The following is a 15,367-nucleotide window of genomic DNA, read 5'->3' as shown; positions in this document are numbered from 1 at the left end:
TAAACGCTTGGCTGATGAGCGCTTTTGATCCCGAATGGCTGATTTATCCGGCCGCAGCCCTGCTTTTGATCGGATATGCGATCCGCGATGAGCTGCGTTTGCGCTTGCTGATCGTGATCTCCACCTTTGTTTACATCGCCTATTACTTTGCGATCCCTGCAGGGCCCTTGTGGGGAGCGATTGTCACAAGCGCGATGATGCTCGCCATCAATTTCTGGGTGCTTGGCCAGATTATCCTCGAGCGCACGACCCTGCGCATGACGGAGGATGAAAAACTGCTCTTTGAGGCATTCGACACCCTTACACCGGGACAGTTCCGCCGGATAGCGACCATCGCCAAATGGCGGCGCGCCGATGACCCCTCAGGCACGATCCTAACGCAAGAGGATGAGCCGTCCGATGCGCTGTTCTATATCTTTGAAGGCACTATCTCGGTTGAAAAATATGGGCGCCAATTTCGCCTGCCAGAAGGCAATTTCGTAGGCGAGGTCGCCTTTGTGTTGAACCGCAAGACCACCGCAACAACGGTCGCACCCGAAGGTGTGCGCTATGTCGAATGGGACAGCGAGGTCCTGCGAGGATTGGGCCGCAAGTACGAACCCTTGCGCATATCCCTGAACGCGCTTTTGACCCGCGATTTGGCAAAGAAACTGGGCCGCAGTTATCAGCCTGATGACGCCCTGCCAGCGACACAGGCGAGTATCGAACTGTTGGAAGAGGCGCAGAATTAAAGGTTGCATGGCGCGCGTGACCCGCTTGTCACCAAATCAATCCTCTTCGCGCACGATGTTGCTCTCATCGACGCCCCGCTCTTTTAGCGCGGCTGCCACATCGTCTTCGAATTGCGGCGGGCCGCACAGGTAGAATGTGTCGCTTGCATCAATTCCGATTGCATCGAGCAATGCACCGTCGATCTTCCCATGATGCAGCCCATCCACCTCCTCGTCCGAGAGAATGAAGCGGGTTTCCAAGCCTTCCATCGACGAAAGCGCATCGCGAAGGATAATGTCTTTTTCTAGCGAATTGGAGAAAACGAGGCGATAGCCACTTAACGACCCTTCCTCCTTCAAGCGGGCACGAAGGATCGCGATGAACGGCGTAATGCCAGCACCAGCGGCAAGGATGGTGCCCGGTCCGCGGTCTTCGATCGCTCCCCAGGGCTCCTCGATTACCACTCGATCGCCTGTCTGCATCTGCCCGATCTGCTCGGTAACACCATCGTGGTCGGGATAGGATTTGATGACAAACTGTAGGCTTTCAGCATCAGGCAAAGAGGCCATGGTGAAGGGCCGTTTTTCATCGCGCCAGTCGTCCTTATCGAGCGCGAAATCGGTTGCTTGACCCGGTGTGAAGGTAAAATCGTCCGGGCGGTTGAAGGTCAATTCCTGTGTATCGTGAGTGACAGGTCGAATGGCTTTGAGGGTGAGAGTGTGAGCGATGGGGAATTCCTTCCTATTGTAGTGCTGCGTGGACTTCGCGTCAGTTTATCTGTTCCAGCAAAGTGAAACCGCGAAGGCGCAATTACTCGAGGTTATGCACCTGCTACAGCCGAGATAGGACGTTGGTTCCGATCTTATCGCTTGTTCGAACACTCGATTTCAGTGTGAGCCAATCAGCCGCAATGCTCACGAAGAACCTCCAAGAAATCAGGCCCCCAAGTATCCAGCTTCTTCTCGCCCACACCCTGAAGCTCGCCAATCTCGCGCAAGGTCTGGGGCTGAAACGCTGCCATCGCGCGCAAAACGCTGTCGTGGAAGATGATGTAGGCAGGGACGCCATGCTCCTTCGCCAAAGCGCTGCGCTTAGCACGCAAGGCATCGAACAAAGGATCGCCCACGGGATTGGGAATAGCACCGCTGCTGCCACCTGCTCGGCGGCGCTTGGATTTGGGCGGCTGCGCTATGGCAACGGCGCGCTCACCCTTTAGGACATCTCGGGCCTCTGGACCAAGCGCAAGTCCTCCATGCTCAGTCGTGACCAGCATTTCATGCGCGGTGCAGAAACGCATGACAGGCTTCAATAGCGGGGCATCGGTCGAACCCACGATGCCGAAGACCGAAAGCTTATCGTGTCCTCGCTGGATCACACGGTCATCGTCTCGGCCAAGGAGCACCTTCTCCACGTGTCCCATGCCAAAGCTCTGGCCTGTGCGATAGACGGCAGAGAGCAGCTTTTGCGCAATCTCTGTCACATCCAGGACTTCCGGCGGCTCCAAACAGCGGTCGCAATTGCCACATGGCTCGGGCAAATCATCGCCAAAGTGTTTGAGCAGCAGTTTGCGGCGGCATTGTGCACTTTCAACAAGGCCCGCAAGCGCACTCAGCCGCGCGCGTTCAGATGGCAGGCGGTCTTCGCTCACATCGGCGAGCCATTGGCGCGCTTTGGCAAAATCGCCTTGCCCCCAGAACATATGCGCGATCGCCGGGTCGCCATCGCGCCCGGCGCGGCCGGTCTCCTGATAGTAAGCCTCAACCGATTTTGGCAGCCCTGCATGGATCACAAAGCGCACATCGGGTTTGTCGATCCCCATGCCAAAGGCGATAGTCGCGACCATGACCATGTCCTCTGATTGGACAAAGGCGGCTTGGGTAGCAGCGCGTTGTTCTGGCGGGAGGCCGGCGTGATAGGCCCTTACATCGCGGCCCGTCGATGCGAGCTGCTCTGCAAGATCTTCGGCGCCTTTGCGGCTGCCGGTGTAGATGATCCCTGCACCCGGGGTGCTCGCAATCACATCGCTTACCTGCTTGGTGATATTGGCGCGCGGGCGGATAATATAGCGGATGTTGGGTCGGTCGAACCCGGCCTTAATCAACCCGTCGGGAGCCACGCCCAATTGCTTAAGGATGTCCTCGCGCGTGACCTCATCGGCGGTCGCTGTAAGAGCGAGGCGCGGCACACCCTGAAACTGATCGAGCATTTCGCGAAGGCCCCGATAGTCTGGGCGGAAATCGTGCCCCCACTCGGAGACGCAATGCGCCTCATCAATGGCGAAAAGACTGATCCGAGCTTCTCGCAAGAGCGATTGAAATCCGGCCGTGTTAGCCCGCTCTGGCGCCACATAAAGAAGGTCAAGTTCCCCTGCCCGAAGCGCCTCTACCGTTTGCATCTGGTCTGCATCGACCGATGTGAGGGAGGCGGCGCGTATACCAACCGAACGCGCGGCGCGGATTTGATCATGCATGAGGGCAATAAGCGGCGAGATAACAATCGCCGTGCCGTCCAGCGCAAGCGCTGGGATCTGATAGCAAAGCGACTTACCTGCACCCGTTGGCATGAGCGCAAGCGTATGTTCACCGTCCAGCACGCGGCCGATGACGGCTTCCTGCATACCGCGAAAACGCTCAAACCCGAAGGTTCGGCGCAAAGTCTCGAAAATTTCAGAAGGCAGAGAGGATGTGGCGGCGGTCAACTGAGGGCAGGTCCAGTAACAAGGGGAAGAACCCTGTCGCTACCGCATGCCGTGTAAAGCTTCTAGTCAGCCAGCTGCCTTCTTCACCGATGCAAGATTAATAACGCTGCCTTCGCCGATTTCATCTGCTGGCGTAGCAATAGTCCCATCGGTGCGCTTCCCAATGTCTTCGCGGCGGATCATGTTAAGACCCAAATGGTCCAGAACACGGCCATCATGCGAGAGAATAGACACAGGCCCGATTGGCAAGCGATCCGCTTCATCCACGAGGACTGGGTCTTCCACCACCGATTCGTCGGAATATTTCTGGCCCCATTGGCGAAGAGCAATCATGGCAGGCAAAAGGTCAAAGCCCTTCTCCGTCAGGCGATACTCAATCTTGCGCCGGTCATCGGCACACGGCTCGCGTTTAAGGATTCCGTGATCAACCAGTTTTGCAAGACGATTGGAGAGAATGTTCCGGGCGATGCCAAGCTCGCTCAAAAACTCTTCGAAGTGATGCAATCCATTAAAGCTCGCGCGCAAAATCATGAACGCCCAGCGTTCACCCATGACTTCCAGCGCTTGTGGAAGGCCACAATCGATCAACTCGCGTAAGGGTTCTCTAATCTCGCCCATATTCAGTCCTCTTCCTGCAACCTTTCTAACCGAGCTCGGCGAAATCACCAAATCACCGAGAAAATCGGCTCCGATCCCTTCGAGAACCGGGCGTCATAAGCGTGCAGAATTAAATTTAAGTTTTTAGTTGCAACCTGAAACCTAATCACATAGGTAGTGATTCGCAACTGGTTTCGATTCGAAACTGTGCAATGCAACAAATGATGAATTAAGCACCATCAAAAGGAATACAAGATGACCCTCTCTCTTCCCCGCACTCTCCCACTGTCCGGCCGCCTGGCAGTTCTTGCATCTGCAGTACTTTACACTGGCGTGACCTTCGGCGTCGCAACTGCGCCCGCACCAGCGATGGCGGACAATGGTCCTTACTACACCGCAAAATTGGCTCAGCCTGCTGAAGACAACCGCGTGGTTGCCGGCGGCGTTGCATGGGCCTGCAAAGGCACGACTTGCGTTGCCAACAAAGGTTCATCACGTGCATCACGCGTATGTCGCGGCGTCGCTCGCGAGTTTGGTGAGATCAAGAGCTTCAGCGCGAATGGCGAAGAATTGGCCGAAGAAAAGCTCGCACGTTGCAACGGCGAGTAAGCGCAAGCGAGATACTCTCTCCATAAGCGGGGCCGCGCTCTTCCCCTCAACACTATAGGGCGGTTCTGCATACCCATTTGCCCGCTTCTCCATTCGGGCAAGACTCCGGCCCCGGATGCGCATGTCCCCAACTGCGCCCCGGGGCTTTCTTTTGGCAGAGCCTAAAGGATATCGGCAGACTTTAGCTGTTCTTCCAAAGCCCGCGCATCAGTGAACAGATGCGCGTCCCACCCGTGCGTCAAAGCCGCCTCAATATTGGCAGGATTGTCATCTGTGAAGAACAGCTCTGCACCACTGCGGCCCGTGCGGCTCTCGAGGATTTCGTAAATGCGCGAGTCGGGCTTTGCGACTTTCTCAGTGCCGGACACGATTACGTCTTCGAAAAGCTCGAAAATGGGCTGAGTAGGACGAAACCGCTCCCAGAGCTCATGACCAAAGTTTGTAAGACAATAGAGCGGAACCCCTGCTTTATGGAGCCGGTCGACAAGCTCATGCGTACCATCAACCGGGCCGGTGATGGTCTCCTCAAAGCGCTCATGATAGGCTGTGATCTGCGCCTTATACTGCGGGAATTGAGCCATTCGCTCTGGCACCATATCCTCGAGATTGCGACCTCGATCGTGCTGGAAATGCCATTCTTCGGTTACGACATTGGCAAGAAACCACTCCAGTTGCGTGGGATCATCGAAGAGCTTTTCGAAAAGCGCCCTAAGCTCCCATCCAAAAAGGACCCGGCCCACATCGAAGACGACCGCTTTAGCCATACGTTGCAATCCTCAAACAGACGCGGCCCGCTCTCCTGATTGGAGGCGGGCCGCTCTTGCTAACTCACTTTAACAAGCCAGGCGTACACCTGGCGCACAACCAATTAGCCTTGGCGTGCTTTAAAGCGGCGGTTTGTTTTGTTGATCACATATGTGCGACCACGGCGGCGAATAACGCGGCAATCGCGGTGACGGTTTTTCAGCGACTTAAGGCTGTTGCGGATTTTCATCGGTCTTCTTTCAAATGAAAAGCGCGCCAGGCACGGACCGGCGCGCGGAAAAATCTGATGGGCACATATGGGTGCGTGCGAGATTCGTCAACCGTTACCTCTCGTCATAATCCCGCAAGTCGCTCAATTTTCGCTCCCAAGCCAATGCGTGTGAGATAATAGTGTCAAGATCATCGTGCTGCGGCTCCCACGGCAAGGTTTCTCGAATGAGCGATGGATCCGAGATAAGCTGCGCCGGATCGCCCGCTCGCCGTCCTTCCAAGCGCCGCTTGATTGGCGTGTTGGTCACTCTGTCCACCGCATCAAGCACCTCAAGCACGGAGAACCCGCGACCATAACCGCAGTTCATCGTCAGCGAACGCTCTGGCTCAGACATAAGCGCTTCAAGAGCGTGGACGTGAGCCGAGGCCAAGTCGCTAACATGTATGTAATCGCGCACACCTGTCCCATCGGGAGTGTCAAAATCGGTGCCAAAGACGCCAACAGCCTCGCGCTTGCCAAGGGCTGCTTCAAGAGCAACCTTGATCAAATGGGTCGCGCCCGCGGTCGATTGCCCCGTGCGCGCCTTGGGATCAGCGCCCGCCACATTAAAGTAGCGCAAAGCGCAAAAGTTCAGATCATGCGCTGCGGCGATATCGCCCAGCATTTGCTCTGTCATAAGCTTTGACCAGCCATAGGGATTGATCGGCTTTTGCGGCGTATCCTCACTCACAGCCTCGACCTCAGGAACTCCGTAAGTCGCCGCGGTCGATGAGAAAATAAAGTGCGAAACGCCGCCGTTGACCGCCGCCTCGATCAAAATACGGCTTTTGGCCGTGTTATTGTGATAATATTTGAGTGGATCCTCAACGCTTTCCGGTACGACAATAGAACCTGCAAAGTGCATGATAGCCGCCACGCCTTGTTCATCGAAAATGCGCGCCAAAAGCTCTGCATCCTCGATATCGCCCTCATAAAAGGCGACCTTGTCCGGGATCGCAAACCGAAAGCCCGTCGTCAGATTGTCGATCACCGCCACCGGCCAGCCATCGTCCAATAGGGCCAAGACAGCATGGCTACCGATATAACCTGCTCCGCCAGTGACGAGAACGGTTGGTTTCGCTATTGAGGTGTCATTCATGGTCGCGCCGTTAGCACTAAGAGGCTTTCAAGTCGTGAACGAAAATATGAGGGACGAGAGATGATTGGTACTTTATTTTGCAAGGGAAGGGTTTTCGCACCGCTTGCTGCACCGCTTGCTCTGGGCCTTTCGCTGAGCGCCTGCGTAGGCACAGCCTATTCCGGGCCTGTCGAAGTCACTCGTTTCATCAGTGAACAGAACGTGCGTCTTGGAGAAGGCCCCATCGCCATTACTTTCGAGGAAGAAGTAAGCAACCTTCGAGCAAAGGACGCCTTTTATGACGCTGTTGCAGCCCAGCTTGTAAGGCTTGGATATGCCATCGCCCTGGAACCTCAACCCGGCATGACAACAGCGCGCGTTGCGACCAGTCGCAGCCCCCTCGCGCCTGCGAGTTCGCGTGGCCCAGTAAGCGTTGGTGTTGGCGGGCGAACAGGCGGTTTTGGCAGTGGGCTTGGCGTTGGCATCGGCATTGACCTTGGCGGCAACACCAGCAGGCCAAATGCCTTAAGCGAACTTTCCGTGCGCATTTCCGATGCATCTGGAAATAGCCTTTGGGAGGGCCGCGCGCAGCAGGCCGTCTCAATCAATTCGCCATACGCCGATGTCAACGCCAGCGCGCGCGCATTGGCAAGCGCCTTGTTTAAGGACTTCCCGGGCGGCAATGGCGAAACCGTGTCCATCGATGTGGACGAGCTACAGGACAATCAATGACCCAAATCGCAGTGGATGCCGCCTTTGATAGCGGCAATATTGAGGTGCTTTCAATCAATGGCGCGAGCGCGACGCTCGCTATTGCCAAAGACCGCATGTCAGACTTCAAGCAGTGGTTTCACTTCAGGGTGAGCGCAGCTGCAGGTGAGGAACTCACTCTGAAAATCACGGGCCTCAATGAAAGCGCCTATCCGGGCGGTTGGCCCGGATATGACGCCTGCGTTTCAGAAGACCGCGAATATTGGGCCCGTGCATCAAGCAGCTTTGACAAGGATGAGAGCGGCGGTACGCTAACGATAACCTACACCCCTGCCTCAAACATTGCTTACTTCGCCTATTTTGCGCCTTATTCGATAGAGCGCCACCATGACCTTATCGCAGAGGCGGCAGCATGTGAGGGCGTAGACTTTCTGCGGATCGGAACCACGCTTGATGGCCAGCCTTTGGACATGCTGCAAACGGGCAATGGTGAGAAACAAGTATGGCTGTATGCCCGTCAGCACCCCGGCGAAACGCAGGCCGAATGGTGGATGGAAGGGGTGGTGGAATGCCTCACTGATCCCGCTGATCCAGTGGCGCGCGGCCTGCTGAGAAGGTGCCGCTTTCACATTGTGCCCAATTGCAACCCGGATGGCTCCAAACGGGGGCACTTGCGCACCAATGCTGTGGGCACCAACCTTAACCGCGAATGGGAAACACCCAGCGAAGACAAATCGCCCGAGGTGCTAGCCATCCGGAACAAGATGGACGAAACCGGTGTGGATTTCGCCATCGATGCGCACGGTGATGAAGCTATCCCGGCCGTCTTCCTTGCAGGCTTTGAAGGAATTCCTTCGTGGACGGATGAACTGGGCGAGCAATTCTATCGCTACGAGCGCATCCTTGACCGTCGCACGCCTGATTTCCAAACAGAACTTGGCTATCCCAAAGCATGGGCAGGCAAAGCAAACCTGACGATCTCCACCAATCAGGTGGCAGAGCGTTTTGGTGCCTGTGCGATGACGCTAGAGATGCCCTATAAGGATCTTCAAGACTTCCCCGAACCCGAGCAAGGCTGGTCACCGGAACGCTGCAAAATGCTTGGGCGTGAATGTCTTGCTGCTCTGCTCGAATGGCTTGAGACCACCTAACGACAGGCGCACGACATCATTTTACATCTATGAAAGCGCTCGTTCAGGGCAATTTTGTGATAAGCTCCCTCTAAGACACGAAAGTTTTCGGGAGGGAAAGTCATGACAGTTTCTGCCAATCGCCGCGGATTTATCCTTGGTGCAAGCGCCCTTGGCGCTGCCACAATGATCGCATCACCACTGCAAGCGCAAAGCCTTGGCGACCTTTTGGGGCGCAGAGGAGGTGGCGGAGGCTTCAACCTGTCCTCGATCCTTGGAAAGGCTACCGACAATGCACTCGACAAACTCGCCGAGCCCGGCGCGTTTTATGGTGACGAGGAGGTGCGCATTGGCCTTCCTCTAGTCGGCAATCTTGGCGGAAGCGGGGGTGGCCTTCTCGGTTCAATCCTTGGCGGTGCCAGCCGCTTGGGCGTGCTTGACGGCATCACACGCAACATAAACGACGCGGCCGGTGTTGCCGCTGGAGAGGCCAAGCCCATCTTCCGCGATGCGATTGACGAGTTGTCGTTTAACGACGCGCCCGGCATTATCCGTGAAGATGATGGCGGGACTCAATACCTGCGCAGCTCAGCCAACGACAGGTTGCATTCGCGCCTCGAACCCTTGGTAGACAGCGCGCTGGACCGCGCAGGGGTGTACAAAACGTTCGATGGTCTTGCCGATAAGCACTCATTCATACGCCAAGCTGGTCTGGACAGAGCAAAGATCAACCGCTCCGTGACGGACCAGGGGCTTGATGGAATTTTCGCCTACATCGGCACAGAGGAAAAGGGCTTCCGCAAAAATCCCTTGGGCAGTCTGTTGGGGAGCTAGACACGTTCCTCCCCGTCAGAAACCGCTGAGTAATTTTTGCAGGCCGCTCAGGTCTCGCTTGTTTCAAGGTGATCGGGACCAAATGCGTATGGCAAAAGCTGCGAGAGCTTCACATCACGGCTCTCTTTGGTCCCGACGCAGTGAATGACTGGATCGGTATTACCCAAGGCCGAGATTTCGTAGAGCATTTGCCGACATCGCCCGCACGGTGTGATGGGGGAGCCATCGCCTTTGTCGGACGGACCAACCACTGCCACGGCGCTCAGCCCCCCGCGCCGCCCTTCGCCAAAAGCGCGCGCGACAGCCACCGTTTCAGCACACAGCGTCAGGCCATAGCTGGCGTTCTCGACATTGCTACCTGTTATAATCGCGCCATCATCGAAAAGGAGCGCTGCACCCACATGATAGTTGGAATACCCTGCATAGGCGTGCTTAGCGGCCCCATGCGCCGCATCAATCAAACGGGCTTTGCTCTTATCAGTCATCTTGGCATCACTCATTTTAGCATCGCTTAGCGCTGCACTACGACCCATTCGATCGGCGCGTCCGATGCCTCGCTAACATATTGGCTGTTGGCGCTCCACAAGAGCCACGGCCGCGCGGCGTAATCAGGCCGGGCGCGATCCCGTTCCAGCCACAAATCGCGTTCAATCATTCGAGCAACATTGTGCCGCAATTCAAAATCACGCCCTAGCCGCAAGATCACGGGCTTTCCTGAATGCAGCTCAATCTGGTTGATGAGCGTCATCAATTCGCTTTCAACCGCCGCGTTGCTCACGCTTGGTTTGCAGGCAGTACCAATGCGTTTCAGGGCAATGGCAGGCGGCAAAAGGGAGCTATCGCGCGGAACCATGCGAGTGAAGCGCGAGCTTTGTTCATCAGCGCGAAGGCAAGGATCAAAAGGTATCGACACGCCGGTCTTAAGCTGCGCCTCACGCGCATTCTGAAGGCGCTGCGCAAAACCTTGGTCTGGCGGCGAACTTGCTTCACCCAGTTCAAGATACACAAAGTCCGCGCCGGTCGCAGCCAGCGTCTCAAACCGAGTTTCGGCCGCCCTGCTTGCAATAAGAGCGCCTTGTTCAGGATAAAGCTGCGCATCAGGTCGCCACCCGCGCATGTCCCACCAAAACCATGCCGCAAAACTGACCGCGATCAGCACAAGAAGCGCTGCTCCGCGAAACACCCAAAGGCCGAGGCCTGCCTTCTTCTTGCGCCCTTTGACCATCCGCGTCAGCCTTTGATGTGAAGCACGCAAATCAGCGTGAACAAGCGGCGTGCGGTGGCAAAGTCGGTTTCAATCTTCCCTTCCAGTCTCTCAACCAACAATTCAGCAGCGTTATTGTGGAGCCCGCGGCGCGCCATATCGATGGTTTCAATCTCAGCGGGGGTGGCTTTTCGGATGGCCTGATAATAGCTGTCACAGATCGCGAAATATTCACGGATTGGACGACGAAAACGGGCAAGGCCGATAAGCAAGGTTTCCAGCACCTGTTCATCCTTATCAGCGATTTCCATCGCGAGGCGTCCATCAACCACCGCTAGCTTGAGGCGATAAGGGCCTTTCGCACCGCGCTCTGCGCTGCGGACGGGCTTGAACGTGTTTTCCTCAATAAGGTCATAAATCGCAACGCGGCGTTCCTGTTCAACATCAGCATTACGCCAAAGGATCGTCTCTTCATCAAGAACGATGTGAGCGATACGATGTGTACCGGGCGCGTAATTCGCGGAATCGGATGGCATGCCTGACATGGTGAGTTGGGCTTTCGCAGATGCAAAGGTCACACTTCAAGCATAACCATACCCAATCCCCGCAATCCACAGGGCCGGGAGAAAGAAAAAATTTTGGTCAGTCGAACACCTTGCCAGAATCTTGTCGCATAAGCATTGAGGTTGACTATGGCCGAACCCACTCCTCTTTCGTTAGTCGACAATGACACCGATACCGCTCGCAAACTGCCGTCAAACCTTGAGGCAGAGGCGGCGTTTTTGGGTGCTGTTCTGATCGACAACCGCGTGATTGAGGAGTTGCAAACCCCGATTCGCCCTGACCATTTTTTCGAACCGCTGCACGAGCGCATCTATGAGCGTATCCTTGCACTGATTGAACGCAATGCGACGGCTTCGCCTGTAACTTTGCGCCCTCACTTCGAAGCTGACGAAGCACTCAAAGAGCTTGGCGGCCCCAAATATTTGGCGCAACTCACGGCCAATGGAGCGGGCCTCTTGGCCCCGCGTGAATTGGCCCAGCAGATATATGATCTTGCTCTCTTGCGCGAGTTGGTGAGCGTTGGACGGGGCCTTGTGGAAGGCGCTCTGGACACATCAGAAGACACAAGCCCGGTGGACCGGATCGCACAGGCTGAGGCGGATTTGTACCGGGTGGCAGAGGGCGCGGCGACCGGGAAAGAGGCCGAATCCTTCCGCGATGCGGCGCTCACGGCAATCAAGATGGTCGAAGCGGCAATGAATTCTGGCGGCGGGTTGTCTGGTAAAACATCCGGTCTTTCAACGCTTGACCAGAAGACCGCTGGGCTACACGATTCCGATCTCATCATTCTTGCTGGACGACCCGGCATGGGAAAGACTTCGCTTGCAACCAACATCGCATTCAATTGCGCCGAAGAGCACCTGAAATGGATGAGCGAGGGGGTGAGCACAATTACGGTGCACCCACAGCCTTCTTCAGTCTTGAGATGAGCGCGGATCAGCTGGCGACGCGTATTCTTGCCGAGCAATCCGAGGTTTCGTCTGAGGCTCTGCGTTCTGGTGACCTTGGCCGCGATGATTTCCAGAAACTCAGCTTTGCAAGCCAACGTCTGGCAGAGCTTCCGCTTTTCATCGATGACACGCCGGGTCTTACCATTGGCGCTTTGCGCACCCGCGCACGCAGGCTGAAGCGCCGGCATGATATTGGATTGATCGTCATTGATTATCTCCAACTTCTGCAAGGTTCAGGCCGTGCCAACGACAACCGCGTCAATGAAATCTCGGAAATCAGCCGGGGTCTCAAAACGCTGGCAAAAGAGCTGAGCGTGCCTGTCATTGCGCTGTCGCAGCTCAGCCGCGCGGTGGAACAGCGCGATGATAAACGTCCCATGCTTTCAGACCTCAGAGAATCAGGTTCGATTGAGCAAGACGCTGACATGGTCTGGTTCATCTACCGCGCGGATTATTACAAAGAAGCCGTGCGCCCCGATATGCCGAACCCAGATGGCTCCAGCTCCATGGAAGTGCAGGAGAAATACGCTCAATGGGAAGCGGAATATCTTGAGATCAAAAATAAGGCGTCGCTCATCGTGGCAAAGCAGCGTCACGGTTCAACCGGCAACGTACCGCTCCACTTCCAGAGCGAGATCACCAAGTTTACCTCGCCCAACACCCGCGATTATTCGAGCTGGGGGATGGAGGAGTAGCCGTCATTTCTTGCGCGAAACAGTCCGGGTCAGGCGATAATCAGCAAGGCTGAGCCAATGGAAAAACCGCCAGCGTGCCCGTGTCCAGAACCCCGCGTTTTGGCGATACCATGCGCGGTCGATAGGAAGACTTGCGACCTCCATATGATCGACCATCTCACGCAGGCGGTCGGCGAGTGCCTTGTCTTTGACCCGCACCATCAATTCGATGTTCACGCGGATCGAACGCCGGTCGAGGTTTGCGCTGCCAAAGTAAGCGCAATCATCAACCACAATGAGCTTCATATGCAGCTTTGTTGGCTGAAACTCTAAAACTGTGGCGCCACTGCTTAGCAAGCCTTTGTAGTAAAGCCGGGCAACGTCGATGGTCCCATCGAGGTCTGATTTACCGGCTGCAACCAGCCGCGCCTGTCCCTTGCGCGCGACTTTGGCCATCGCGCGCCTGAAACTTCCCGGCGGTCCAAAATATGCTGTCACCATGTCGAGGCGTTTGGCTTTCGCCAGATCCTTCTTGAAGCGATAAGACCAATGCGATCGGCGGATCAGCGGTCCGCCTACAAGCAGCTGAATGTCGCTTTCGCTCGATTTCCATCGACGAATGAGCTGCCGCGTGCGCCTAAAGCTTGGGCTGTTGGTCTGGGCAAGTTCGTCAAGGCACGCAAACCAATCAGAAAAACGATTGGCAATGTCACCCTCTATAGCCACACCCAGGTCACACCAGCCATTGTCCTTGGGGCTGTTGTAATATTCGTCCGATATGTTTGCGCCGCCCGTCATGACCCGCGCATTATCTGCAATTGCAAACTTCTGGTGGTTGCGCACCAGATATCGGCGGTTCCAACCAGCTGCAAAGACTGCAAATCGCCCACCTGCTCTTTCTAGCGGTAAGAAGAACTCAATCGACGCATCGCTGCCAAAAGCATCAATGATAAGCGAAACCTCAACACCCCGCTCGGCAGCCTCAACCAAGGCATCAAGCACTTTGCTACCTGCGCTATCATCCTGAAACTCGTAATAAAAAAGATGAAGGCTGGCCTTTGCGCATTCGATATGATCGATCAACGCCGCCAGCCGATCTGACCCCGACGGATAAAAAGTAAAAGCATGGCCTGCTGCATCAATGCGAAAGCTTGCGCTGTCGATATAATCGCTTGGGCCGGTCAACGAAGGATCAGGGGCATTTTTGCTGGTCACGAAAGGCCAATGCGTGAAGGTCACATAAGTTGCAAATTCTTGACTCTCGCCTCCTGCAACACTATTTGCCGCGCTCTTATCCCACAGATTTAGATAAAGGGCCCATAGATGGCACGCGTTACCGTTGAAGATTGCGTCGATAAGGTTCCAAACCGTTTTGACCTTGTCCTGCTTGCCGCACAGCGCGCCCGCGAAATCTCTGGTGGTAGCGAACTCACCCTTGATCGTGACAGGGATAAGAACCCTGTCGTGGCTCTTCGCGAAATCGCTGAACAAACAATCAAACCAAAAGAGCTGGGCGAAGCTCTTGTGACCGGCCTTCAAAAAATCCTTCCGGATGATGAGGACGACGCGGATGAAATCGGTTCACTGAGCCAATCTGCAGAAGCTCTGCGTATCACCGCATCAGCGCCGACCCGTTCGACCTCGATTGGTGCGGATTACGACGGTTAAATCGCGCGCAATCGATCGAAACTCAAAAGGCCGCCATCACAGCGGCCTTTTTTGTGTCATCAAGAGACACACGCGCCCAAGACACATGACACGGGTCTGACAATGCTCCTGTATGCTTGCCTTTACACCAAGGGAACCTACCTAGGTTCTGTCATTCAAATGTAACATATGGTGCAGGCGCAAAATCCATGGCCTCAATAGCGGTTTACAGTGTCAAAGGCGGGGTCGGTAAGACGACCTTTGCTGTAAACCTTGCTTGGTGTGCGGCGAGTATTTCGCGCCGGGAAACCCTGCTGTGGGACTTGGATGCTTCTAACGGTTCAGGGTTCTTGCTTGACGTTGACCCTAAGAAGAAACGCGCAGCTGAAAGCGTTTTTAACCTCGACCGCGCACCGACCAAGCTTATCCGCAAAACGGACTATGCCAATCTTCATCTACTTCCCGCCGATGAAAGCATCAGGACGCTCGATCGCCAATTCGATCGGATTGGTAAAAAGAGGCGTCTTGCCAAAATCGTCCATGCAATGCGCAAAGATTATGAACGGGTGATCTTTGATTGCCCACCCGTTCTAAACGAGGTTAGCGGGCAAGTGATGCGCGCAGCCGATCTGGTTATCGTACCGCTGCCACCATCGCCCTTGTCTGCGCGCGCTCTTGAACAGGTCGTTGAGGAGGTGAAAGGCTCCGGCAAAAAGCACCCGCCAATCCTGCCCGTTATGTCGATGATTGATATGCGCCGCTCTCTTCATAAAGAAGCGCGACAGGCCAATCCGAAATGGCCGGTTGTTCCGCTGGCAAGTGCAATTGAACAATGCGCGGTGGAGAGAAAACCAGTCGGCGCTTTTGCTCCGCGTTCTCCAGCCGCACGCGCCTTTGCTCAGCTTTGGACCGCGATCGAGCGGAAATTGGCTAAGGGCTAAGGCC

General features: G+C 55.6%; 17 protein-coding genes and 1 pseudogene. 8 read left to right on the top strand and 10 right to left on the bottom strand.

Features of this window, described 5'->3' with window-relative positions; translation table 11 throughout:
- Positions 1-14 precede the first annotated feature (14 nt).
- Positions 15-731: a Crp/Fnr family transcriptional regulator gene (locus tag AC0V61_RS08810; protein ID WP_486156873.1), complete on the top strand. Its 717-nt coding sequence runs from the start codon at positions 15-17 to the stop codon at positions 729-731.
- A 36-nt stretch (positions 732-767) separates the two neighbouring features.
- Here the strand turns inward: AC0V61_RS08810 and AC0V61_RS08805 are convergent, their stop codons facing one another.
- The 3 genes from AC0V61_RS08805 to AC0V61_RS08795 form a co-directional block, all read right to left on the bottom strand.
- A complete protein-coding gene (locus tag AC0V61_RS08805; RefSeq protein WP_486159511.1) occupies positions 768-1,439 on the bottom strand; it encodes an FAD-binding oxidoreductase in 672 nt (223 codons plus the stop codon).
- A 173-nt stretch (positions 1,440-1,612) separates the two neighbouring features.
- Complete coding sequence (recQ, locus tag AC0V61_RS08800) at positions 1,613-3,388, bottom strand: DNA helicase RecQ (RefSeq protein ID WP_486159509.1); 1,776 nt, start codon at positions 3,386-3,388, stop codon at positions 1,613-1,615.
- 87 nt (positions 3,389-3,475) lie between these two features.
- Positions 3,476-4,027: a winged helix-turn-helix transcriptional regulator gene (locus AC0V61_RS08795; RefSeq protein ID WP_486156872.1), complete on the bottom strand. Its 552-nt coding sequence runs from the start codon at positions 4,025-4,027 to the stop codon at positions 3,476-3,478.
- A gap of 234 nt (positions 4,028-4,261) precedes the next feature.
- On the opposite strand from AC0V61_RS08795, the gene AC0V61_RS08790 reads away from it, so the two are divergent.
- A complete protein-coding gene (locus AC0V61_RS08790; RefSeq protein ID WP_486156871.1) occupies positions 4,262-4,615 on the top strand; it encodes a DUF8200 family protein in 354 nt (117 codons plus the stop codon).
- Between the two features lie 161 nt (positions 4,616-4,776).
- Here the strand turns inward: AC0V61_RS08790 and AC0V61_RS08785 are convergent, their stop codons facing one another.
- The 3 genes from AC0V61_RS08785 to galE form a co-directional block, all read right to left on the bottom strand.
- Entirely contained in the window at positions 4,777-5,379 is a 603-nt protein-coding gene (locus tag AC0V61_RS08785; protein WP_486156870.1) for an HAD family hydrolase, read from the bottom strand.
- A gap of 104 nt (positions 5,380-5,483) precedes the next feature.
- Complete coding sequence (gene ykgO, locus AC0V61_RS08780) at positions 5,484-5,609, bottom strand: type B 50S ribosomal protein L36 (protein ID WP_007165381.1); 126 nt, start codon at positions 5,607-5,609, stop codon at positions 5,484-5,486.
- A gap of 94 nt (positions 5,610-5,703) precedes the next feature.
- The gene (gene galE, locus AC0V61_RS08775) at positions 5,704-6,729 is read right to left on the bottom strand and encodes a UDP-glucose 4-epimerase GalE (RefSeq protein WP_486156869.1); all 1,026 of its coding nucleotides are present in this window, start codon (positions 6,727-6,729) and stop codon (positions 5,704-5,706) included.
- A gap of 60 nt (positions 6,730-6,789) precedes the next feature.
- Between galE and AC0V61_RS08770 the strand changes: the two genes are divergently transcribed.
- From AC0V61_RS08770 to AC0V61_RS08760, 3 genes are all read left to right on the top strand, one after another.
- Positions 6,790-7,440, top strand: coding sequence for a hypothetical protein (locus AC0V61_RS08770; RefSeq protein WP_486156868.1), 651 nt, complete (start codon positions 6,790-6,792; stop codon positions 7,438-7,440).
- The gene (locus AC0V61_RS08765) at positions 7,437-8,570 is read left to right on the top strand and encodes a M14 family metallopeptidase (RefSeq protein ID WP_486156867.1); all 1,134 of its coding nucleotides are present in this window, start codon (positions 7,437-7,439) and stop codon (positions 8,568-8,570) included. Before AC0V61_RS08770 ends, AC0V61_RS08765 begins: the two co-directional genes overlap by 4 nt.
- A 102-nt stretch (positions 8,571-8,672) precedes the next feature.
- Positions 8,673-9,383: a DUF4197 domain-containing protein gene (locus tag AC0V61_RS08760; RefSeq protein ID WP_486156866.1), complete on the top strand. Its 711-nt coding sequence runs from the start codon at positions 8,673-8,675 to the stop codon at positions 9,381-9,383.
- A 47-nt stretch (positions 9,384-9,430) separates the two neighbouring features.
- Here AC0V61_RS08760 and AC0V61_RS08755 read toward each other — a convergent pair whose 3' ends face one another.
- From AC0V61_RS08755 to AC0V61_RS08745, 3 genes are read right to left on the bottom strand one after another with little or no spacing between them, the layout of a single operon-like run.
- Positions 9,431-9,883, bottom strand: coding sequence for a cytidine deaminase (locus AC0V61_RS08755; RefSeq protein WP_486156865.1), 453 nt, complete (start codon positions 9,881-9,883; stop codon positions 9,431-9,433).
- Positions 9,884-9,894: 11 nt separating this feature from the next.
- A complete protein-coding gene (locus tag AC0V61_RS08750; protein WP_486156864.1) occupies positions 9,895-10,608 on the bottom strand; it encodes a glycoside hydrolase family 25 protein in 714 nt (237 codons plus the stop codon).
- Between the two features lie 5 nt (positions 10,609-10,613).
- Positions 10,614-11,132, bottom strand: a complete 519-nt coding sequence (locus AC0V61_RS08745) for a UPF0262 family protein (RefSeq protein ID WP_486156863.1) — start codon at positions 11,130-11,132, stop codon at positions 10,614-10,616.
- Positions 11,133-11,279: 147 nt separating this feature from the next.
- Between AC0V61_RS08745 and AC0V61_RS08740 the strand changes: the two are divergent.
- Positions 11,280-12,796: pseudogene (locus AC0V61_RS08740) on the top strand (replicative DNA helicase).
- A 3-nt stretch (positions 12,797-12,799) separates the two neighbouring features.
- Here the strand turns inward: AC0V61_RS08740 and AC0V61_RS08735 are convergent.
- A complete protein-coding gene (locus AC0V61_RS08735) occupies positions 12,800-13,990 on the bottom strand; it encodes a phospholipase D-like domain-containing protein (RefSeq protein WP_486156862.1) in 1,191 nt (396 codons plus the stop codon).
- Positions 13,991-14,098: 108 nt separating this feature from the next.
- Between AC0V61_RS08735 and rpoZ the strand changes: the two genes are divergently transcribed.
- Complete coding sequence (rpoZ, locus tag AC0V61_RS08730) at positions 14,099-14,443, top strand: DNA-directed RNA polymerase subunit omega (RefSeq protein ID WP_486156861.1); 345 nt, start codon at positions 14,099-14,101, stop codon at positions 14,441-14,443.
- Between the two features lie 188 nt (positions 14,444-14,631).
- Positions 14,632-15,363, top strand: coding sequence for a ParA family protein (locus AC0V61_RS08725; RefSeq protein ID WP_486156860.1), 732 nt, complete (start codon positions 14,632-14,634; stop codon positions 15,361-15,363).
- The last annotated feature ends 4 nt before the right edge of the window (positions 15,364-15,367 follow it).

This window comes from Erythrobacter sp. JB1-4 (assembly GCF_057365025.1).
This window is presented reverse-complemented; position numbering and strand designations above follow the sequence as displayed.